Origin of the sequence: Sphingobacterium thalpophilum (assembly GCF_038396785.1) — a bacterium.
GTDB classification, from domain to species: domain Bacteria; phylum Bacteroidota; class Bacteroidia; order Sphingobacteriales; family Sphingobacteriaceae; genus Sphingobacterium; species Sphingobacterium thalpophilum_A.
Genome location: NZ_CP151087.1, coordinates 150,550 through 171,807, shown reverse-complemented (window position 1 = coordinate 171,807; position 21,258 = coordinate 150,550). Strand labels below are relative to the sequence as shown.

The 21,258-nt window shown below is 38.6% G+C and carries 24 protein-coding genes; 12 read left to right on the top strand and 12 right to left on the bottom strand.

Annotation, left to right across the window (positions count from 1 at the left end; all coding sequences use genetic code 11):
• Positions 1-403: 403 nt before the first annotated feature.
• Positions 404-646 carry a transposase gene (locus tag AACH28_RS00745; protein ID WP_341831949.1) on the bottom strand — a complete coding sequence of 81 codons (243 nt, stop codon included), beginning with the start codon at positions 644-646 and terminating at the stop codon, positions 404-406.
• 273 nt (positions 647-919) lie between these two features.
• Here AACH28_RS00745 and istA point away from each other — a divergent pair, with 273 nt between their 5' ends.
• The 3 genes from istA to AACH28_RS00730 all read left to right on the top strand — a co-directional run bounded on the left by istA (position 920) and on the right by AACH28_RS00730 (position 4,031).
• On the top strand, positions 920-2,464 hold the full coding sequence (istA, locus tag AACH28_RS00740; protein ID WP_034737327.1) for an IS21 family transposase: 1,545 nt from the start codon (positions 920-922) through the stop codon (positions 2,462-2,464).
• Positions 2,465-2,487: 23 nt separating this feature from the next.
• Positions 2,488-3,225: an IS21-like element helper ATPase IstB gene (gene istB, locus AACH28_RS00735; RefSeq protein ID WP_034737329.1), complete on the top strand. Its 738-nt coding sequence runs from the start codon at positions 2,488-2,490 to the stop codon at positions 3,223-3,225.
• Positions 3,226-3,737: 512 nt separating this feature from the next.
• Positions 3,738-4,031, top strand: coding sequence for an antibiotic biosynthesis monooxygenase (locus AACH28_RS00730; protein ID WP_341831948.1), 294 nt, complete (start codon positions 3,738-3,740; stop codon positions 4,029-4,031).
• Here the strand turns inward: AACH28_RS00730 and AACH28_RS00725 are convergent.
• On the bottom strand, positions 4,017-4,214 hold the full coding sequence (locus tag AACH28_RS00725) for a JAB domain-containing protein (protein WP_341833094.1): 198 nt from the start codon (positions 4,212-4,214) through the stop codon (positions 4,017-4,019). The genes AACH28_RS00730 and AACH28_RS00725 overlap by 15 nt on opposite strands.
• A gap of 211 nt (positions 4,215-4,425) precedes the next feature.
• Here AACH28_RS00725 and AACH28_RS00720 point away from each other — a divergent pair, with 211 nt between their 5' ends.
• Complete coding sequence (locus AACH28_RS00720) at positions 4,426-4,953, top strand: hypothetical protein (RefSeq protein WP_341831947.1); 528 nt, start codon at positions 4,426-4,428, stop codon at positions 4,951-4,953.
• 90 nt (positions 4,954-5,043) lie between these two features.
• Here AACH28_RS00720 and AACH28_RS00715 read toward each other — a convergent pair whose 3' ends face one another.
• Together AACH28_RS00715 and AACH28_RS00710 are read right to left on the bottom strand one after the other, a co-directional pair.
• Positions 5,044-5,511, bottom strand: coding sequence for a hypothetical protein (locus AACH28_RS00715; protein ID WP_341831946.1), 468 nt, complete (start codon positions 5,509-5,511; stop codon positions 5,044-5,046).
• A gap of 135 nt (positions 5,512-5,646) precedes the next feature.
• Positions 5,647-6,642 carry an SDR family oxidoreductase gene (locus tag AACH28_RS00710; RefSeq protein WP_341831945.1) on the bottom strand — a complete coding sequence of 332 codons (996 nt, stop codon included), beginning with the start codon at positions 6,640-6,642 and terminating at the stop codon, positions 5,647-5,649.
• Between the two features lie 332 nt (positions 6,643-6,974).
• Between AACH28_RS00710 and AACH28_RS00705 the strand changes: the two genes are divergently transcribed.
• Positions 6,975-7,283 (top strand): hypothetical protein, encoded by a 309-nt coding sequence (locus tag AACH28_RS00705; protein ID WP_341831944.1) that lies wholly within the window; start codon positions 6,975-6,977, stop codon positions 7,281-7,283.
• Between the two features lie 287 nt (positions 7,284-7,570).
• Here AACH28_RS00705 and AACH28_RS25455 read toward each other — a convergent pair whose 3' ends face one another.
• The 4 genes from AACH28_RS25455 to AACH28_RS00690 all read right to left on the bottom strand — a co-directional run bounded on the left by AACH28_RS25455 (position 7,571) and on the right by AACH28_RS00690 (position 10,525).
• Positions 7,571-7,900, bottom strand: coding sequence for a YetF domain-containing protein (locus tag AACH28_RS25455; RefSeq protein ID WP_407073637.1), 330 nt, complete (start codon positions 7,898-7,900; stop codon positions 7,571-7,573).
• 93 nt (positions 7,901-7,993) lie between these two features.
• Complete coding sequence (locus AACH28_RS00700) at positions 7,994-9,169, bottom strand: IS4 family transposase (RefSeq protein WP_341830984.1); 1,176 nt, start codon at positions 9,167-9,169, stop codon at positions 7,994-7,996.
• A 215-nt stretch (positions 9,170-9,384) separates the two neighbouring features.
• Positions 9,385-9,591: an SDR family oxidoreductase gene (locus AACH28_RS00695; RefSeq protein WP_341831943.1), complete on the bottom strand. Its 207-nt coding sequence runs from the start codon at positions 9,589-9,591 to the stop codon at positions 9,385-9,387.
• Between the two features lie 61 nt (positions 9,592-9,652).
• Positions 9,653-10,525 carry a cation diffusion facilitator family transporter gene (locus AACH28_RS00690; protein WP_341833093.1) on the bottom strand — a complete coding sequence of 291 codons (873 nt, stop codon included), beginning with the start codon at positions 10,523-10,525 and terminating at the stop codon, positions 9,653-9,655.
• A 67-nt stretch (positions 10,526-10,592) separates the two neighbouring features.
• Here AACH28_RS00690 and AACH28_RS00685 point away from each other — a divergent pair, with 67 nt between their 5' ends.
• Positions 10,593-11,486: an IS1595 family transposase gene (locus tag AACH28_RS00685; protein ID WP_286736520.1), complete on the top strand. Its 894-nt coding sequence runs from the start codon at positions 10,593-10,595 to the stop codon at positions 11,484-11,486.
• A gap of 69 nt (positions 11,487-11,555) precedes the next feature.
• Here AACH28_RS00685 and ligD read toward each other — a convergent pair whose 3' ends face one another.
• A complete protein-coding gene (gene ligD / locus AACH28_RS00680; protein ID WP_341831942.1) occupies positions 11,556-14,318 on the bottom strand; it encodes a DNA ligase D in 2,763 nt (920 codons plus the stop codon).
• A gap of 310 nt (positions 14,319-14,628) precedes the next feature.
• On the opposite strand from ligD, the gene AACH28_RS00675 reads away from it, so the two are divergent.
• Positions 14,629-15,192 carry a ferritin-like domain-containing protein gene (locus tag AACH28_RS00675; RefSeq protein ID WP_341833092.1) on the top strand — a complete coding sequence of 188 codons (564 nt, stop codon included), beginning with the start codon at positions 14,629-14,631 and terminating at the stop codon, positions 15,190-15,192.
• Positions 15,193-15,380: 188 nt separating this feature from the next.
• On the opposite strand, the gene AACH28_RS00670 is transcribed toward AACH28_RS00675, so the two are convergent.
• On the bottom strand, positions 15,381-15,566 hold the full coding sequence (locus AACH28_RS00670) for a hypothetical protein (RefSeq protein WP_341831941.1): 186 nt from the start codon (positions 15,564-15,566) through the stop codon (positions 15,381-15,383).
• Between the two features lie 247 nt (positions 15,567-15,813).
• On the opposite strand from AACH28_RS00670, the gene AACH28_RS00665 reads away from it, so the two are divergent.
• The gene (locus AACH28_RS00665) at positions 15,814-16,098 is read left to right on the top strand and encodes a hypothetical protein (RefSeq protein ID WP_341831940.1); all 285 of its coding nucleotides are present in this window, start codon (positions 15,814-15,816) and stop codon (positions 16,096-16,098) included.
• A gap of 164 nt (positions 16,099-16,262) precedes the next feature.
• On the opposite strand, the gene AACH28_RS00660 is transcribed toward AACH28_RS00665, so the two are convergent.
• Complete coding sequence (locus AACH28_RS00660; RefSeq protein ID WP_341831939.1) at positions 16,263-16,763, bottom strand: RNA polymerase sigma factor; 501 nt, start codon at positions 16,761-16,763, stop codon at positions 16,263-16,265.
• A gap of 433 nt (positions 16,764-17,196) precedes the next feature.
• Between AACH28_RS00660 and AACH28_RS00655 the strand changes: the two genes are divergently transcribed.
• Positions 17,197-17,358: a lmo0937 family membrane protein gene (locus AACH28_RS00655; protein WP_341831938.1), complete on the top strand. Its 162-nt coding sequence runs from the start codon at positions 17,197-17,199 to the stop codon at positions 17,356-17,358.
• 230 nt (positions 17,359-17,588) lie between these two features.
• On the opposite strand, the gene AACH28_RS00650 is transcribed toward AACH28_RS00655, so the two are convergent.
• A complete protein-coding gene (locus tag AACH28_RS00650; protein WP_341831937.1) occupies positions 17,589-18,452 on the bottom strand; it encodes an SDR family oxidoreductase in 864 nt (287 codons plus the stop codon).
• A 265-nt stretch (positions 18,453-18,717) separates the two neighbouring features.
• Here AACH28_RS00650 and AACH28_RS00645 point away from each other — a divergent pair, with 265 nt between their 5' ends.
• From AACH28_RS00645 to AACH28_RS00635, 3 genes are all read left to right on the top strand, one after another.
• Positions 18,718-19,977 carry an ATP-binding protein gene (locus AACH28_RS00645; RefSeq protein ID WP_341831936.1) on the top strand — a complete coding sequence of 420 codons (1,260 nt, stop codon included), beginning with the start codon at positions 18,718-18,720 and terminating at the stop codon, positions 19,975-19,977.
• Positions 19,967-20,332 carry a response regulator gene (locus AACH28_RS00640; RefSeq protein ID WP_341831935.1) on the top strand — a complete coding sequence of 122 codons (366 nt, stop codon included), beginning with the start codon at positions 19,967-19,969 and terminating at the stop codon, positions 20,330-20,332. The genes AACH28_RS00645 and AACH28_RS00640 overlap by 11 nt, the downstream gene beginning before the upstream one ends.
• Positions 20,333-20,525: 193 nt before the next feature.
• Positions 20,526-20,915 (top strand): DUF5856 family protein, encoded by a 390-nt coding sequence (locus AACH28_RS00635; RefSeq protein ID WP_341831934.1) that lies wholly within the window; start codon positions 20,526-20,528, stop codon positions 20,913-20,915.
• The last annotated feature ends 343 nt before the right edge of the window (positions 20,916-21,258 follow it).

Here is a 21,258-nt window from a genome sequence, read left to right as displayed (position 1 = left end):
AGATTCCTCATTTAATGGCGCATACACTAAATTATAACAAGTGACTTGGCAAAACAGCTCCACTTTCGTATCTTCGATACAGCTACGACAAGTCGCCGCGCCAGTTACCTACAAGCATAACACGACACATCAAGAAAACACAATTGCATTTATGACACCTACGGAAAAACTAACTTCCATTTCGACCGAACAATATATTTAAGAAGATGGAGACGAATATAAAGTAGAATTAAAAGAAGGTTTGACAAATCAACAAATTGACGAATTAGCCAAAGATTGCCAACAGGACAAATTCCGCCAGAGATAAGAGAATTGCTACAATTTGCTAGCGGCTTTGAATTTTTTGGAATTGAAGAAATCACATTTGACGGAGTAGGTCAATTCGGATTTGAAGAGTTTTTTCCTAATTCAGTTCAACTAGCGGGAGATGGGCATACATGCTCAACACGTGTCCCTCAAGCTGTTCAGTGATAATTAATTGTCTGTTAGGTACTACTTTAGGCTCGAACCTTACCGATCTATCCCGACCTGTCTCCAGCTCAAAAGTTTCGGTATTGAGACCTCGGACTGTCTTTTTTGTCTTGCCATTTCGACGATTGCTATTGCCCGAAGCTTTCTCTTCGTTCAAGTGGTTTTCCAGTTGCATACCCAATTTTCATATTTAGTTACATTAAACTCATGTGATATAAATTCATGAAACTTTGTTTATTGATACAAGTTTTTGATACAACATCTTTTAAAATTAATCATGCTAATTAAGGATTGTCTATAACGGAGGTCAATGGGCCAGTTGATTCGGTTTGATTTGCCAATTATTTCGGAGGTCAATGGGCCAAATAATCTTCTTAAATTCGGAGGTCGTTGGGCCACTTTCCATTAAACTGCTTAAGTTGCTGTTGTATAATCATATGATCACAGCATGGCAGGACAACGGAAAGACAAAATGGAACTCAGAACACTTATCCTTCTAAAGAAAAAAGGACTTAGTAACCGTAAGGTTGCCCAGATAATGAACATCAACCGTAAAACGGTGGACAGCTATATTAAGCGGTTTAAAGTACTAGAATTAGATCATGCTGAACTTCTAGCTATGGATGATGCAAATCTTCATGATCTTTTTACCCAGGATGACCAAACCGAAAAGATGCGATATGAACACCTGTCATCTCAGTTCAGTAAGATACAGCAAGAGCTTAAGCGCCCTGGGGCCACCTTGCAGACGTTATGGCAAAATTACCTACTTGAATATCCTGATGGTTACCGCTATACCCAATTTACCACCCATTACAGAAAGTGGAGAGGCAAGATCAAAGCTTCGGGGAAACTGGATCATAAAGCGGGTGAAAAACTTTTCGTAGACTTTACAGGCAAAAAGATGTCCTATGTTGATAGAGGTACAGGAGAGGTTATCCCTGTCGAAATCTTCGTTGCCGTCTATCCCTGCAGTCAATATACGTTTGTAAAAGCCGTTGCAAGCCAAAAACGTGAAGATTTTATCGATTGCCTTAATAGCTGTTTGCAGTGGTCTGGTGGCGTGCCGCAGGCTATTGTATCTGACAATCTTAAATCAGCCGTGAGTAAAGGCTCCAAATATGCCCCAGAAATCAATAAAACACTTGCCGACTTTGCACTCTTTCATAGTTGTGTAGTAGATCCTGCCCGCCCATATCACCCACAAGATAAAGCTCTTGTAGAACGTAGTGTAACATTGGTCTACCAGCGTATCTTTTACCCACTGGACAAACAGACCTTCTTTAGTTTGAAAGAACTTAATGTAGCCATAGCAGAACAGTTGGTGTTATATAATGATTATTTGTTCTCACATGGAGGCTCCACTAGGAGGAGCCAATTTATTGATATGGAAAAAGAACACCTAACCCCGTTACCTTTATCAACCTATAACTTGCGGTACTTTAGACGAGCAAAAGTGCAGAAGATATCGCATATATATCTCAATGCTGATAGAAACTACTATAGTGTACCTCACCGTTATATTGGCCATCATGTAGAAGTTCAATATAACAATGACACTGTTGAGGTCTTTTATAACTTTCAGCGTATAGCAAAGCATCAGCGGTGCTTTCGACCGGGTAACTATGCCACCATCGCAGATCATATGCCTTCTTCACATCAGGTTTATAACCACTGGAGTCCGATGTACTTTGAACAGCGGGCCGAAGCTGTTGGACCATCTGCACAACAATATATCCGCCAACTAATTGCACAGTATAGCTACCCTGAACTAGGGTATAAACAGGCACAGGGAATACTTGCTCTTGTGAAAACCCATAGCGTTTCCCGCGTTGAAAACGCCTGTAAGAGAGGTCTTTTCCATCATAAATCATCTTACCAAACGATAGTCAATATCCTTAAAAATAAACTTGACACTCTAGAAGAGGAAGTACAACAGACCTTCCATATCCCTGAGCATGAAAATCTACGGGACACCTCGATTTACAGATAGTAAACAACATTAAAAATGATAATATGAATGAGAACACAACAATCGAAAAAATGCGCAAGATGCGTATGATCACCATGGCCGAGCTTTATCGAAGTAGTCTGAGTGATAATCTTTATCGTGAAATGAGCCTGGATGACTTCCTAGCGACCATTATCGATGCAGAATGGGAAGCTAGACAGAATAAGAATATTGATAATCTGATCTACAGGGCTTCATTCAAGGAAAAAGCTGCTGCCACTGACATTGATTACAACCCTTCCAGAAACCTTGACAGAAATATGTTTGAGAGACTCCTTTCTCTGGGGTTTATAAACCGTAAAGAAAACATAATATTAACAGGCTCTGCCGGTTCAGGAAAAAGCTTCCTTGCGCAGTGTATCGGAGTTAAAGCCTGTCAGATGTTGTATAAGACGCTCTATCTCAATACAGGCAGGTTCTTTGATATGGTGAAAATCGCCAGATTGGATGGCACATACCATAAGTTACTCAAAAAGATCGAAAGAGCAGAATTACTAATACTCGATGACTTTGGACTTACTTCCATAGATCAGCACGCAAGGACAGCACTTTTGGATATCATAGAAGATCGTTATAATAGCGCCTCATTAATAATAGCTACTCAGATCCCCGTAGAAAAATGGCATGGACTAATCGGTGAAAGTACGATTGCTGATGCTATACTTGACAGGGTAACATTCTCCTCACATAGAGTAGAATTGACAGGTGAATCCTATCGTAGAAAAAAGAAATTGGAATCTTAATCAAATTGTATATTATTGTAATCGGAAAGTGCCCCAATGACTAGCGAAATAATTGGCCCAATGACTCCGAAATCCCTGCCCCAGCATCTCCGAAATAGACAAGGATATCGAATAATCTCAATAAACCTCCGTTTTAATGTCTGAGAGGTTACAAATATGTATTGCTTGACGATAGTTTAGGTTAGATCTTTTCCACATTTTTAACATACTAAACCAAGCCTATGTTAGAACGTTTAATCAACAACAATGGTAAGATAGCGAAGAATTTGATAAAGAATCTTGGGGTGAATTAAAAAGGGTCCATACAATAGCGTTATTTTAGGCAGTTTGATGCAGGGATTCTAACATTCTAATACAGTAAGTTAAGATGGGTTTATTGATATCCCCAAAGGCTACGTTATAACGCTAGTTGACCTTTTTTCATAAGTTTTTGAACCAAATAAAAAATCCTGAAAAACTTAAATGAGCTACATTTGTTATAAAAATGTGTAATTTAAAAAAGATAAACATATATGAAAAAATTAGGATTATTAGTTCGACTAGAAGCAAAAGCTGGAAAAGAAAAAAACGTTGAAGAGTTTATTACAAGTGCGTTGCCACTTGCTAATGAAGAAGTCGGCACTATTACTTGGTATGCGTTTCGTCTTGACTCTTCTACATTTGGCATTTATGACACATTTTCAGATGAAGAAGGCAGACAAGCACATCTTGGTGGTAAGATAGCAAAGGCACTTATGGAAAATGCACCAGAATTGTTAGCTAATCCGCCATCTATTGAGAAATTGGACGTTTTAGCTGCTAAATAAACATACTACAATTATTCTAAAATGGAAGTCTGTCAAAGTTCTGTAAATGAATTTGGACAGGCTTCCTTTGTTTACAAAACAGGTTAATGTTCTATCTGGTGTGCTTGGTCTCAATGTTCCAGATGGATGATTCTGCGCTACAGCAATCCTTGTTGCATTGCACAAAAGTGCGGAGGTGTAAATGGTAATTTGGAGTGGCTCTTCGCCAATTTTGATGCACTTATCCGGTTTGTGAATGGCAGCACTAATTCCACTGCAAATCCTGGCGCAAGAAATGGTAGATGAACTAAATAGTAAAAGTTTCTATGAAAAATAAGTAACACTAAAAGCTATCTTGCGTCCGCATTTAATTGATGCTCATACTAATGACTCCATATTGTTTGAAAAGTTGACAATGTGGATTATTAAAGAATGGGGTGGTATTAAAGCCGCAAATGAAGAAAGTACCAAACTATTAATACAGGAATTTCTCAAAAGTCGAGTAGCCAAATTTGAGCGTATTGCGAGTATCTCAAAAGTTGCGGCATATACGTTCCCCGAAGAATGCATTATTTATGATTCTCGTGTTGCTTACTCCCTAAATTGGATATTACTCTCTCAAAATGCGGGTCATAAATTTTTCCCAATCCCAGACGGCCGCAATTCTAAAATTTCCGCTTTCAATATGGATACGCTTATCCGACTAAAATATGTACATAAATATGTTGCTCCAGATAAAACATCGCTAAGCAACAAAAAGTATATTAGCAAAATAGATACCGAGTTATATATCAGTAAAGAACGAGCATACCAAACACTCAATTGCCTCATTAAAGAGATAGCAAAAAGACTTTGGGTTGGACAAAAGGAGAAATGCGACCAACTTTTTTTACCGAAATGCTCTTATTCTCAATTGCCGATCGAGAAGTATTTTTGGATATAACAAAACATTTCTCCGATAAATATTTTTTTAAAACCAAACAGGATTCGCCCCTCCCAGACTCAAGGTTTTTTATTCCTTTTATATCCTTTTTCATCGAATATCGTCCTTTATCCACTTTAATTCCCCACGTTGTATCAGGACTATATACTTTTGCACATGATCATCGGTCAATAAGCAATTGTCATCAAGGTGGTAATTGAACTGCTTAGTGAACGTATAATATTGAATACTTCCTACATAAGCATTGTTGAGATAAATATGCCAAAGGCTGTATTTCTTGGCCCGAACTTCCACGACCTGGCGTTTTCCATGATGATAAAACAACTCAGGCACATCCGTATCAAAGCGAAGTATAAGGGCATCAATGCACGCTTCCTTGATGTCATCGGCGAGTACACCGAATGCCAATTGCCACTCTCCCTGAGATTTCCTGAAAACATAAAAAGCAAGACCATTTTTGTTGTGAAGATGATAATCTTTCATGCCCATGCTTTTATCATGCACGGTAATTTGAGCGTACATTACCCGATTTCGGCAAAAGATTTCTAGCGGTTTCATTTTACAATATTACTAATAATATTAGTAATATTATATACGGTATAGATTTATAGGGCTGCTCATTTTTTATATGCAATTGGATGTATTAAGCCTATCATAGCCCATAAAAATCCCCATGATCTGGGAATATTCCCGCTAAGGTTGACCACCGCCACCAGCAGCCCCATAAATCTGACCATTTGCATAACTAGCGTCGGCAGCTGCCAGCTGCACATAGATTGATGCTAGCTCTGCTGGCTGCCCGGGTCTGCCCAATGGCGTATCGCCTCCGAAGTTAACGAGCTTCTCTTGGGTCGCTCCACCACTCACCTGTAGCGCTGTCCAAATTGGGCCTGGCGCGACCCCGTTGACCCGGATGCCTCGCGGTCCCAATTGTTTGGCCAGAGAACGTATATAATTGGTTGTTGCCGCTTTCGTCTGCGCATAGTCGTAGAGATCCGCTGAAGGATCTGCCGCTTGAACAGATGTGGTCCCAATAATAACGGCGCCGGCCTTTAAATGAGGAAGTGCTGCTTTGATTAACCAAAAAGGCGCATAAATATTTGTTTTCATCGTTGCGTCAAACTCTTCGGTTGTAATATCGGCTATCGAAGCTTTTGTTTGCTGCCTTGCGGCATTACTTATGAGAATATCCAGTCCACCAAGATGCTGAACAGCATCTTCAATAAGTTGCCCACAAAACTCCTCTTTTCGAAGATCGCCAGGAATCGCCACAGCCTTGCGACCAGCTTCTTTGATCAGCGCAATGACTTCTTGTGCATCTGCTTCCTCCTCGGGGAGGTAATTAATTGCCACATCGGCCCCTTCCCGAGCGTATGCGATGGCAGCTGCACGTCCCATACCTGAGTCACCACCCGTTATTAAGGCTTTTCGCCCGTTGAGCCTTCCTGATCCTTTGTAGGATTTTTCGCCATGATCTGGCCTCGGATCAATTTTACTGCAGAGCCCGGGCCAGGGCTGTGACTGCGCTTTGAAAGGAGGTTTAGGATTTTTATTTATGGGATCATCTTCCTTATAAGCTATCTGCGGAGTGGCTGCATTACTCCAATTGCCGGTAAGGCTAAATGCAAAAATTCCGGTCCCTAAAGCGCCGATTGCCCGGCGCCGATTGATCTTTTTAAAATTTTCCATAATTTCATCGTTTTTAAAAAAATAGGCTCAACTTGGTTGAGCCCAGCTATCATATGCCCATAGAAAGTAGTGCTGTCACATCTTCATCACATTGCTCGTTAAATAAACAGCGGCAAAAGTTTATTCGTTCATCCGACAGCTCCGAAATCGCCAAAACACGCATATATACAGTATAAAAAGTAAAAACACGTTCAGGATGCGATGAAAATGCATTGCATAAAGTGCATACTTTTAGGCAAAAAAAACAAATAGCTAATTTAGACGTTGTTAATAGATGAGCTTTTATCCAATGATTGTGCTCTCAACAGTTTTTTCTTTTAAGCCCTTGCTATATGAATGGAATAATCTTTCATGGAAATTTCGCCGATCTAGGTTGCCGCGCGGAATTTCTGTTTGAACCCGAAGTGACCGAAGTACCCACCCAGGCAATCGCAGTTTTTGATACGGGAGAAAAAGCCTATGCAGAGATTATAAGGGATAGCACCTCTTGGCTTAGAGTTCACATTGGCGAATACCACTGTCATAAAGGAAGCAAGATTTTGGACAGCTCTTGGCAATTGCTTTATAATGCTAAGATAGATAGATGGCAGATTATTAAAAATCTAGTCTCTATTTTTTTGAAAACAAGATCTTATAAATAAATCGTACGTTCAATAATCTAAACCAGGCGGTTAAATAAAAATTACGGAGCCAAGGACATCCTCTCAAAGACTTTACAATTTATATAATATTATTAAATCCAGTCGATTGTCAAAATGAATAAAGACTAAAATACGTCTACCATATGCATACTATTCAAAGGTGAATAGCTTTTGAGTATGCTATGCTGCCAAATCTTACGACTATCTATCCAAAGAATGCTTCGAATAAAAACGGTCGCACTGTATCACCCTATGATCTGTTCAAATAATACATGGTATTATTTACTCTAAACTCTTCGTGAATTCAAGGCTATGCTCCATTGTATTTTATTGCATCTTGGACATGACTGGGAATCATTCTCAAAACTAAATAAAACATGACCGCAATACATGCATGCAAATGGCCCTTCGGAACTGGATACATCAATCATTTTGTAAGATGATGGGAATAATGGTAGCCCATATCTCACATCATTATCCGCATAAAATAAAACGCTTAAGGTTCCATCGACTTCTAGAATCCCTTCCTTAACCTGTCCCAAATGTTCGACATTTAAATTTCTCAGTTCAGAAAAAAATTCCATATGTGAAAAGTTATTATCATTTTCATGTTTTATATCATATCACATCTGTCCTAAATAAATTTTAGGATTGGATTTCTGTGGTACAGGCATAGCTTTTTTCATCATTTCGATATTGACCCCTATTTTTCAATCTGCGAAGATCTTTAGCTGTCCCTTTTTTCCTTTTATAGGCGGCCTGAGAAAGGGATCATCTATCCATTGCCAGATGTTTATCTTCACGAAGATATTCATTCTGATGAATGCGACCAGATTGGACAGGTTCCAGTCATATTTGGCCTTTTTTTGTAAGTATTTTAACAGTAATATGCCAATGAGTGAAGTCCAGATCTGGATCATCACTGCATTTTCAGAAGTCCCTATGAATGTCGATACTTTTAAGCGCTGCTTTAGATGCTTGAAGAAGACTTCGATATGCCAGCGTTGTTTATAGATGTTTGCCACCAAAGAAGCCTTCCACTTCGTATTATTGGTCAAAAAGTGGTACTCATTGCCAGTGGTGCTGTCCCAAAAGTGGACTAGGCGTAGCGGCTTGCCGTTGTATTTATTGCAGGCAGCACCGGATAGCTCAATGAGCTCATCCTTAAGGATCCCCTTTTCCATGAGTGCTTCACTCTGATAGGACTTGATAACCTTGTACTTCATATTAACTTTACTCCTGGTAACGAAGTAACACCCCCTGCTGTCCAAATCCCCAAGCCAGCTGTAATCCACGTAGCCACGGTCCACTACCACCACGCTTCCCTTGGAAAAACTGTAACTACCGGCTCGCTGGCTCTCATGTACTTTTCCATCGGTAATCTGCATAAAAACAGGTAGGCAGCCATCATAATCCAAGACAGTGTGCAGCTTTACGGCACCTTTGGTGCTGCGAAACTTTGCCCAGTCAAATACAGATAGACATAAGGGGATGATGCTTGCATCCATCAGATATACTTTACGCTTTAGCTGAACAAGATCTTTGCGAAAATGGGTGTCCTTTTGCCAAAGCCTATCCAAAACAGAATAGTAAAGATCTTTGAAAAGTTCATGGGTACGGTGTGTGTTGATATAGGATATATTAGACTTACTTGGAGCTCTTACTACACCTAAGTGGTTCAGATTACCAGTGGTACTGCGTAGACCGTTACTAATATCACGAACCGAATCTGCCGAGGAAAAATGACAGAAAAGCATACTGACTAGATGCGTCCAGCTGTTGATCCCTTTCTGATGTTTGTCACTTTTGTGCTTTGAAACCAAATCTTTGAATAATTCGCGGTCGATAAGAGATAAAATCTGACTAAAAACATTTAAATTTATCATGGTGGTGTGTTATAATTTTGTGATTTAAATATAGCGATCTCGCTATATCAAAACACCGCCATTTTTTAAACGTTTAGGACGCAAGTGAATAAATTATTGATTGGTATGAAACCTTTAGTTTGACAAAAATGCGCAGGAAGCCGCAGCGTGTTACCTCTCGGTTTTCAAAGATCGCTAGATAACGACTTGCCATCTGATGATGAGTGATTCGTTCGCTAACCATTTACAACTTCTCCTCCATTGGGATATAAAACTTGACCGCTCATAAAATGTGAATCTTCGCTAGCTAGAAATAGAAAGCTTGGTGCAATTTCATTAGGCTCGGCATTTCGCGTAAGAGTTCTCACTGATTGGTCCGTAGTGAACAAAGCCAAAGTCAGGAAGGTTTGGCAGGTATTTACATTTGTCAGGATTACCACCATTTCTGACGCTATGGGCTTGAAGATGATGTTTTGATAGCGTGTTAAAAGGGCTTGTATAGGATCATTCTGGTTGAATAATCACAAAGTGTACAAACTCAAATTCATTTTTTATATCCTCACGAATCCGACGTATAGCCTCGGTGATTTCCTCTGTTTCAAGATGATCTTCAAAATCAATAATAAGCATCAATACAACGTACTCTGGCGATTGATAAGTGGATAGTATGTTTTTAGTTTTTACAACAGCCGAATCCTTTTCTGCAAGCTGGGCAATTTTCAATCTTGTTTCTGAAGCAATTCCCTCTCCCATTAATAAGCTTCTGCTTTCTCTAGCCAATATAAAGGATACAAAAACCAACAACAAGCCTACGATTACTGAAGCTAGGCCATCTAATTCAGGGATCTGCAAGTAATGACTTAGTCCCATGAGTACCATAACGATTATTAGCCCTGCCACAGCTGCACCATCTTCAAAGACCACAAGGAAACTGGAAGGATCTTTACTCTTAATAATTGCATCCCACCAACCCATGCCATTGCGGGTTTTATTGAATTCTTTTAAAGCAATAAAAAAAGAAGTTCCCTCAAAAATTAAGGAGAGTATGAGTACAATATAATTCCAAAAAGGATCGCTCATTAATTCGGGTTCCATAATATGAGCTATACCCTGGTAAATGGATAATGCCCCACCAAGCCCAAAGATCAGAATGGAAACAACAAAAGACCAAAAGTATAGTTCTTTACCATAACCAAAAGGATGAGACTGGTCGGGTGGCCTCTTACTTCTTTTTAAGCCATAAAGTATGAGCAATTGATTGGCAGTATCTACCGTTGAGTGAATACCCTCTGAAATCATGGAGGAACTATTTGTAAATGATCCCGCAATGAATTTTGTTAATGCAATTAATACATTCGCCGCGAGTGCACTGTATATTGATTTTTTGACCTATCCTTTTGCTAAATAATTTAGTTTTCTTATCTTTAGGTGATTAAATTTAGGTATGGTAGGCAATAAAGAAAAAGAGTTGAGTTTGTTCGATTTTCAGTCGCAATTTAGCAGTGATGCTGATTGTTTAGCTTATTTATCGGCTTTGAAATGGCAAGATGGTTACAAATGTAAGAAATGTGGTTACGGGAGTTTTTGCAAGGGAATAAAAGAGCATGACCGTCAGTGCAATCGCTGCCGTTATTTGGAATCTCCTACAGCGGGCACCCTATTCCATAAGGTTAAGTTTCCTTTAGTTAAAGCCTTTTACGCAGTATACTTCATAAGTACAAACAAAAAGGGTATTGCCAGTACCGAGCTTGGCAGGAAGTTAGGGATCAAGCAAAAAGTAGCATGGTTATTCAAACGCAAAGTGATGAAAGCGATGGAGAGCAGCGGTAAATTTCCTTTGCGTGGAGTTGTGGAAGTTGACGAAACATTTGTTGGCGGTCAGGATGAAAATTCCAAAGGACGTAAAAAAGGAAAGAAGAAGCTTGTGGTGGTTGCTATAGAAAAGAAAGGCAACGGAGTTTCGCGCTTTTACGCCAAGGTGATAGACAAAGCCGATGCGATCAACTTAGGTAGCTTCATGAAGCAAAACATAGAGCCACAGGCTAAGGTGACCACCGACAAATGGACAGGTTATAAGCCGATATTGAAAGATTTCGAAAATATGGAGCGTGTCAAATCTGGTAAGAAAGGTGAGAACTTCCCAGAACTACACAGGGTTATCATGACCTTTAAAAGCTGGTTGAGAGGAATGTACCATCACGTTGGAGATCTACAGGAATATATTAATGAATATACCTATCGATTCAACAGAAGTTTTATGAAAGGGAATATTTTTGACAACCTAGTATATCGGATGATCTGCCATAAACCAGAACAATATAATATGATTATTGCTTAAAGGAATAGGTCAATTGATTTTTTACTACTGGTTTTTAATTCCGGATTATCCATGGAGGTTTAAATGCATTTATTTAGTATATTTTTCAATTACTTTTTTAAGATCAATACCTTTACCAAGGACAGGCTTAAAAATATCACCTTCGCTATTCATTCTTTCTATGGCATTCAATAGATGAAAATCGCTTATTTTCAGCCCCTTCTTAACTTCATCCCAATGAAGCGGCATAGATACCGTTGCTCCGGGTTTAGGACGGACAGCGTAGGCCGCAGCAATGGTTGCATGGGGTCTATTCTGTAAAAAATCCAGATACATTTTTCCTTTCCGATCCTTAATGGACCGTTCTAAACTGGTGAACTTGGGCAACTCATTATGTACTAATGTGACAACCACCCTGGCAAATTCCTTGGACTGATCATAGCTGTATTTCCCCCCGAGCGGAATATAGATATGAAGGCCAGTAGAACCGCTGGTCTTACAATAACTTGGAACGCCCATATCATCTAGGATGCTCTTCGTTACCTGTGCTGCCTCAACGACCTGATTAAAGGAATTTTTATCCGGGTCTAAATCGATAATACAGAATGATGGATTTTCGGGCTTTTTGACCGTACTACTCCAGGGGTTCATCTCAATGCAGCCAAGATTGACCATGTAAAGCAGTGTCGCTTCATCTTTTCCGACCAGATAATGCTTATCCTTGTTATCTGTATCGCTATGGTAAAAATATGTCTCCGCCCAGTCTGGAGCAGTATCCGTTACGTTCTTGAAATAGAAACCTTCACCTTCAATACCATCGGGAAATCTGTTCATGCTTTGGGGACGATCTTTTAAATAAGGCAATATAAATGGAGCTGCCTGATAATAATAATTGATAAGATCTCTTTTTGTTATTCCCTCTTTTGGCCAAAAGATCTTATCTAGGTTCGTGAATTTTAACTCATGCCCATTGATCTTTTTGACCTGCGTGTTATCTTTCGGATTCAATAGCGTTTTACGCTCACCTTTACTTCGTGGAGCAATTATTTTATCTTCCATGTCATTAAATATTTCTGCTATAGGAGCTGCCTCCTCCAAAATAACTTTCTTAGGACTTTTGTCCTCGCGCATTCCATTAAAAGAAGGATGCCGCATCACGCCATCACTTGTCAATTCCGTAAAACTAACCTCACAGACGAGTTCGGGTTTGAGCCAGGTCACCGTGGCGTGTGGTGGATTGGGTCTAAAGCGTGATGGTTTGTTTACATCTGGTTCTTCCCCGAAAGGCGTTTTAGAAATGATAAGCGGTTTAAAAAGCTGCATCATCTGCTTCTGTAGTTTTTCATTGAAACCTGTACCGACTTTACCTGTATAGACTAATTTTTTTCCATCATAGACACCTACAAGAATACTACTGAATAATTTACTGGAGTCATCATTCAGCGTGTATCCCCCTATCACGACCTCCTGTCTTTTATTCGCCTTGATCTTTAGCCAGTCCTTTGAACGGTTATGGACATGATATATACTATCTTTTCGTTTGGCCATAATTCCTTCAAGGCCCAGTTTCCTGGCTTCTTCAAGGAACTGGGTTCCCGAAGTTTCAAAATGTTCACTGACTAGAATGCTTTTCCGTTCTGGTAAGATTTCCTGTAATATAGTTTTACGTTCAAACAGCGTAAGATCTTTTAAATCTTGCCCATTGTACCAGAGGATATCAAATACGTAATAAACCAGATCGCCATCTGCTTCACTGCGCCAGTTTTGTAAAGAGCCGAAATTGGCCTTTCCGTTTTCACCAAGCACCACTACTTCCCCATCCAATATGGCATTTAATCCAAGCTCCTTTAAATTGTCATAAATGGGATAGAATTTTTCATTAAAGCTTTTATCGTTGCGGGACTTCAATTCCACTTCCCCTTTGTTTATAAAAGCTACCGCCCGATACCCATCCCATTTTACTTCATAGATCCAGTCATCATCATCAAAAGGCTTATCGACCAATGTGGCAAGCATGGGCTCAATGTGGGAATAGAATTTTTGCTTTGCTGTATTTTTCAATAAATCTTGCAGATCTGTTTTCTTCGAAGATTTATTTTTAGGAACTGCATCAAGTTGATCATTGATAAGCTCAGATGCTTTGGCTTTTACAGAGCGTTTATCTTTAACGGTACTGTCTTTTTTAATGATACGTTCTCCATATACATGATATGGAGATTGCTCCATCTGCGCAATGGATTTGCCAGATAGCACCGACTTATCTTTCGTCGTTATGTCTTTTTCGCTGGCATATTTATCATCCAGTTTCATCAGCAACCAACCGTTATCTCCCCTGCCCTGGGCTTTAACAAGAGCAAATTCGCCTTTGAGTTTTTTGCCATTGAGTTTCAATTTTAGCTTACCAGAATACAGCTGATGTGAAAGTTCTTTTTCTTGTTTCGGAACATCCTTAAAATCGCCTTCAGCAGGTGCATAGGTTCCTTCGTCCCAGACAATAACTGTACCGCCGCCGTATTGCCCTTTTGGGATGATTCCTTCAAAATTCCGATAATCATAGGGATGGTCTTCAACCATCATAGCAAGACGTTTTACACCTGGATCGACTGAAGGCCCCTTAGGTACCGCCCAGCTTTTCAGAACACCATCCATCTCAAGACGAAAGTCATAATGCAGGTGTGAAGCGTCGTGTTTCTGAACCACAAAGCGCAATTCTGTTCCACTTGGTTTACCGCCAAAGGGTTCCGGTGTTTTCTCTTCGGCACGCTTTTGCCGATATTTAGCTAATCCCATAGCTGTATCTTTAGGTGATCTATTTCTAGCTGTTTTTCCTTTTTTTGATTTATTATCGGCCATGATCGGTATTTTAAAAATTAATATATTGGTAAATAATAAAATGCATATTACGCTACCAGTTAATTCGATTTTGATATAGCACAAAACTCAATATGAAATGGTTTTCTCTGATTTAGCAAATTGCTTTTTATGGCCTGATAAATATTAATCTGAACAATATTGTTGTGCGAAAGGTTTCGCTAACAGGATTGTACCAAACCTAAGAAGAGAATATCGCTTTCGCTTTTATATGGTAACAGTTAAATATCTTTTATTGAACTAAAGTGGTTTGGGCTGGGTTATCTATGCAATAACACTTAAAATTTTTATTATAGCAACTACAAAATCTGTAACGGCAAAAAATGCCACAAAAAAACTTTCTGGTAATACCGGAAAAATGAAAGACAGTGAATTCCACGAGTTTTTCGTCGATGAACTAAAAGACATTTATTGGGCCGAGAAACACTTAGTGAAAGCTTTACCCAAAATGCAGAAAGCGGCAACTAGCGAAAAACTCGCTGCTGCTTTTGAAAAGCATACCAAGGAAACTCAGAAACATATAGAAACTCTTGAACAGGTATTTGAGCAATTGGGAGAAAAAGCTGTTGCTAAAAAATGTGACGCTATGCAGGGTCTGCTTGATGAAGCCGATTCGATCATTTCTGACACAGAAAAGGATACTTTTACCAGAGATGCAGGCCTCATCCTTGCAGCACAGAAAGTAGAACACTACGAGATCGCTACTTACGGCACTCTTCGCACATTTGCAGAAACGATGGGACACGACGATGTAGCTTCACTGCTCCAAAAAACCTTAGACAATGAGAAGGATACCGACGAAGTATTAACAGGGATAGCAGGCGGTTTCATAAACGATAAGGCTGCCCAAAAATAGTTGAAATACAACAAAAACCTTGGCCACCAGCAAAAGGCTTTTTACGAAAACAATGCGAGGTATATAGTTGTTATTTATATTCTCAACTATATTAAGTAAAATTCATGTACGAAGGTCGGACTAGATAATCCGACCTTCATTAATTTTTAGCAAAAGCCGAAAATTAGACTTCCAAAAATGAACCGCCTTTATGACTCGTCTTTAGTGTTCTTCACAAGACTTATTCCTGATGAGAAGAAAATAAGCGCCAAAATGCCGACTACTGCCAAATTCGTATAGGCATTACTTTTCATGATCAATTCATAGCCGGTATAGATTAGTCCTACAATACCCAATACTGTGAGAAGAGTTCCAAATATTCTTTTTACGTTCATGATGAATATATTATTTTTTTGAATCCTTTTTGTCTGAAAATTTTTCTATTTCACCCTCAAGCTCCTGCTTTCTAATTACTGATATAACACGTCTCAAAAACAAATAGATTGCTTTTGCAAAATAAATTATTGGATCGCCAAAAAAACAAAAATGGCATACGACTGTTAGAATTATCGCAGATCAAAATTCCAAAATTTATGATCTGAGATAAGATCACTATAACTTTAACTTTCAATTTGTAAGATTATGAATGGTATTATTTTTCATGGTACTGAGATTCATTATGGCGGCATAGCTGAGTTCTTATTCAGCCCGGAAATTGGTTATAATGCGATGCCAGCGATTATCGAATTCCTCGGTGGCGAAAAAGCCTACGCCGAAATTATCCACGCTCTTCCTTCAGAGATCACGATTACAGTGGGTGAACATTCAACCGATAAGGAAGAGAAAGTGCCCCAGGAAACCTGGCTACTTCGCTATGATAAAAAAGAGGACTATTGGAAAATAGTTGAAAAGCTGCAGCCGGGATGAACCTTCGTCGGAGTGCAATCATGTTCAGTTGATGACCATACGATTTCCGCAAAGGAACTATTGTTTTGAAAGTATACTAAAGAAAGGCTGACCTTAAAAAGTCAGCCTTTTGCAAAAATCAAACTAAACTGAAACGTTAGCGCTTGTTTTTATTTATTGGGATTTCAATTTAACCGGTAGACCTTAAGCTGTTTTTGCAGCTTTTTTCTTACCATATGGATTCGAGTTTTTATTGTACCTTCTGGCATATCAAAATAGGATGCAATTTCATGGTATTTATAACCATCTAAAAACAAACGGAAAATTTCATAGTTTTCTGCCGTTAAGCTGTTCATCGCACGTTCGATATCTTCGGCCATAAACTTATTGATCCCTTTGTTGAGTTCAGTTTTATTTGTACTTTCCAAGACCACATATTGATCTTGAATCTCGGTGGTGCGCTTTGCTTTTCTATACTTATTGATGTAAGTATGTTTCATAATTACATATAACCAGCTCATTAGCTTCGGATGCTGAACAAAATTGTCTATGGACTTCAATGCGCGTATCCACGTTTCTTGGATCAGGTCTTCCTTTTCATCCGGATCAGCAGTAAATTTAGCAGCAAAATGATGAAGTAAACTTCTTTTTTCGTTGATGAGTACATTTAAATTGTGGTTGTTCATAACTTATCCTCTTTCTTTATTCAACTGATTGTTTAAAATGATTTTACAAGAAAAGGATAACAAGAAGAGTGCTAATTTTGAGGGCCAATTTGCATGTAAAATAAATAGCATTGTTAGTGGTAAAAATACGTTGTCCTTATTTACAAAGCCTATTAAGCAAATTTTAATGGATTTTTGCGCTTAATTTTAAATACAGATAAAAAAATAAGCAAATAATAAAAAAAGACAATAGGGTATTTATATACGGGAAAAGTTATAAATACGTTTATTCTAAAGTGTAATTTGCAAACCAGTTTGGTAGTTGGTCACTGAAAACTGTACACTTTATTGATAACGAACAACTAATGATTGATAACGAATAACTAACGTTAAAATTATATCCATTCAAACCATAATCCATCGAAGGCTGTTCTACTGCAAAAACAAATATATTATGGGAAATTTATTATATATCATTGCTGTTATTTTAGTCATTATTTGGGCGTTTAGTTTCTTTGGAGGTTATGCTACAGGGAATATAAACGTTTTACTAGTTATCGCCATTATTGTCGTTCTGTTAAACCCTCCCCCACGAAGAACGTCTAGCAAAGGATGATAGTTTGGTGATAAAAGTTGAGACAAAACACAATAATCACTTGCAAATAAACCACTTATTAATTACCAAAATAGATAAGACTGCAACTTAACCTTTGTCAACAAATTTAATTGGCTCTTTAGTCATTCATCCATTGGCGGGACAATCACCCCATATTAGAGAAGATTTTGAAAAACTGAAAGCCTTATTAGATTGACGACTTGCAGATCTGATTGTGACTTATTCATTGGCTAACCGTTGACGACTTCTCCGCCATTGGGATGTAAAACCTGACCGCTCATAAAATGTGAATCTTTGCTAGCTAGAAATAGAAAGCTTGGCGCAATTTCATTTGGCATTCCTGCCCTTCCCATTGGGGAGTCGCTTCCAAATTCGGAATTCTTTTTAGGATCAAATGAAGACGCTATCAATGGAGTCCATACCGGACCGGGCGCAACAGCATTGACCCTAATTCCTTTAGCGATAAGATTTGCTGACAAACTTCGTGTAAAAGAAATTATTGCACCTTTTGTTGCAGAATAATCGATCAACTTTGGACTGCCTCGATATGCAGTCACCGAGGATGTATTAATGATACTTGCCCCCTTCTTAAGATAAGGCATGGCATACTTCGTAATCCAGAAATAGGAATAGAAATTATTCTGAAAAGTCTTATGTAGCTGTTCAGTGGTAATTTTTTCAATTGATTCTGTTTCCCAATGCAGCCCCGCGTTATTAACGATAATATCAACTTTCTTATGCGTTTTTATTGTAAATTCAATTACTTTTTTACAGTGATTTTCTTTTCCCAAATCACCTTTAATCAGCGTACATTTTCTTGAGAAGGATTCAACCTCTTTCTGGGTTTGTTTTGCATCTTTTGTTTCACTAAGATAGGCAATAACAATTTCAGCTCCCTCCTTCGCAAATAACAAAGCTACAGCTTTCCCAATGCCGCTATCTCCTCCCGTAATTAATGCTACCTTATTTTTCAATTTTCCTTCTGCAGGATACTTTAACGGCGAAGTGTCAGGAACTGGTGTCATATTTATTTCTAATCCGGGGCGCTTTTGCTTTTGCAACGGTCGAATCTTTTTACTTGCTGCTTTTTTCATACCATTTTTTAAAATAATGAGAGATAATAGCTGATTTCCAAAATGTGTAAGGGTCAGTGCAAATGGCAAAGTCCTAAAGTTTCGGTAATCTTTTATAACCTTTATTGATAAATGGAGGTAATCGGCATTTTGCGAAAGAGTTTAACCGATTCATCCATAAAGTAAACAAAGCCAAAGTCTGAAAGGTTTGGCAGTTATTTACATTTGCACTATCGCTTTTGCCTTGTCTTCAATTAAAGCCTTCCCATATTTAAATACAAATCCGATGGTCAATAATCCCGACGGAACGCTTTTTTGGAATGAGCTTTTCATTTCGCCTGTGAAGAATGAGGCCGGCCAAGTGACACACTTTATTGGTGTTCAAAATGATATTACCTCGCGTAAAAAGGCCGAACATGAACTCCGGGAGAAAAAAAACAATGTTGAGATCAAAATACAGCAACGGACCAAAGAATTGCAAGATAAAGAAAGCTTCCTCTCGAGCATGATTGAAACGGCTCGCGAAAGTCTTCTAGTACTCGATGGCAATTATACTGTGCTGATTGCAAATAAACATTTTTTGACATCATTTCATGTCTCCTTAGAAGAGACTGTAGGAAAATTACTATTTGATCTGGGCAATAAGCAATGGGATATCCCCTCGTTAAAGGAACTTCTTACGCATATTTTACCAACCAGCAATCCCGTAATTGACTACGAAGTAGAACATGTATTTCCGCATATCGGTCGCAAAGTGATGCTATTAAATGCCTATCGCATAGAGTTTGAAGGGCAATATAAAGACCGTATCCTGATCGCCATTGAAGACATAACCGAGAAAAAAGAACAGGATCTACGTAAAGACGATTTTTTGTCCGTCGCAAGTCATGAACTAAAGACGTCCCTAACGACCATTAAGGGGCTTATACAAATTCTACAACGACTGAGTATAGAACATTCTGACAGCAAATTTATCAGTACATTGGATAAAATTTCGGCCTATATAGATCGACTTAATATATTGATCGTTAAACTACTAGACACCTCAAAAATACAATCTGGCCATATTGATCTCCACATGGAGCCATTTGCCATAGATCATACAATTCGGGAGGCCATTAACAATATAATGGTAGGTGTACCGGGTTACGAAATAAACCTATTAGGCTCCACAGATGCTACAGTTAGCGGTGATGAATTGCAAATTATTCAGGTAATCAATAATCTGTTATCCAATGCGATCAAATATTCAACGGGTTCAAATAGAGTTGACGTTGCCATTCACAGGGTTGCCAATTTTGTCAAGATCTCTGTACGAGACTATGGCATGGGAATAGCAAATGTCGACAAGCAAAAAATATTTGAGCGCTTCTTTCGCGCCGGCCATACCCAAAAGAAATTTCCGCGATTGGGTATTGGACTTTATGTATCGCACGAGATCGTAACGCATCACAACGGAACCCTTTGGGTAGAAAGCGAACCCGGAGAAGGTTCTACTTTTAATTTCACATTACCAATAATGAGGACAGAAAACGATGGAAAGTAAGAAAATAATGATCTGTGACGATGACCAAGGCATTGTTGAGATGTTGTATTTATTCTTGGATCTGGAGGGATACCAGGTTTTATGCGAAACAAACAGTACAAATCTGACCAAACAGCTCATAGCATATCAGCCAGATCTTTTGTTATTCGATCTCTGGGTGCCCGTGCTTTCGGGCGACCAGCTGATTAAAATCATACGCAATACACCCGAAATCAAAAATATACCTATCCTTGTTCTATCCGCAAGTGTAGATGGTCGCGATGTTGCCGAAGGACTTGGCTCAAACGGATTTATTGCGAAACCTTTTGATTTAAATGAAATTACGTCCAGTATTCACGACGTATTGGCTAGTTAAAAGTATAGTACAATCCCCTAATTTCGTCCTACCTCGTTGGGTAGGCCTTTTGGTACACAAAACTATACAGTCGAACATCCGGATGTCCTTGATTTCTTGATCACTAGCGGTTTTTCTAATAAAAAAAAAAACTTTGACCGCTAGGATGTTGTTATAATAACCAAAAATGTGACTTAAATAAAAGTAAAATATCATGGCAAAAAAACAACAGCACTCAAAACAGGAAATTGCGAACTTTTTAGGTGAAATGATTTCATTCAGAAACGCATTGAAGCTGACCCATTGGTCGATAACAGGAAAAGGGAGCTATGAGGCTCATATTTCGTTAGACCAGGCGATTAAGTCTCTTATTGATATTACAGACAGACTGGTGGAAACCACCTTTTCATTGGAAGGTACACTCGATATCGTGATTCCCCAAACGTCAAAACCGGCTAATTACATCAAATACATTGAGGATTTTTACAAGCAAGTTGAAAACAAACGAGAAGGACTTTTTAAAGAAAACTTCTCACAATCCATTATTGATGATGCACAAGAAGCTGTCCAACAGTTATTGTTCAGATTAAAAAGATTGGAGTAATGCCCATGTTCGGGAGCTTTTCCTGAGTAACGGCCGAACCTATATTCGACCGTTTTTTTATAAATCAAATTGAATAGTCAATTGTTTTAATTTCTAATAATAAATAATCGCACGCAATTTTTACCCGTCAACGTCCAGATCACCTCATGTTTTATGATTTTATTTCCTGGTCGTCCCGTTGTTTTGAAATATCATTTCCAGTTGTGTAATGATCGAATTAAATATCTGAAAATAACAACTTAACAGTGCAATATACTATTGGCGCCAATAGTAACATGGCCCACCTTGAATTATTATTCAAAGTATTCAATAGGAAATCTAAGGTAATTATTTACTTTTTTCG